At 69.6% G+C, this 326-nt stretch carries 1 pseudogene; it reads left to right on the top strand.

Annotated features, from left to right (window positions below):
• Nucleotides 1-326 (top strand): annotated as a pseudogene (locus OP79_RS56720) (helix-turn-helix domain-containing protein); the annotation flags it as partial.

Here is a 326-nt window from a genome sequence, read left to right as displayed (position 1 = left end):
GGGCAGTTCCTTTTCCGGCACTTCGGGCGGCGGATGCCCTTCGAGACGGCGCCGCACACCACGGCGCAGTTCCTTTTCCTGCCCTCCGCGACGCTCAGATCCCTGCTCGGGAACCGGACTGTCATCGGGCCGGCGGACTCGGCCGAGATGCGCCTGCTGACGGCCCACGCGAACATGATCCAGAAGACGGCCACCGACCTCGGCCCGGCCGGTGTGCACGCCGCCCACAGCACCCTGATCGAACTGGCCAAGGCCGTGGCGGTGCGCCGCTTCGACGACGTGGAACCACAGTTGGCTCCCGCACTCACCCGGGCCGCGAAGGACCT

Source organism: Streptomyces yerevanensis, from assembly GCF_000716805.1.
Lineage (GTDB): Bacteria > Actinomycetota > Actinomycetes > Streptomycetales > Streptomycetaceae > Streptomyces > Streptomyces flaveus.
This window is presented reverse-complemented; position numbering and strand designations above follow the sequence as displayed.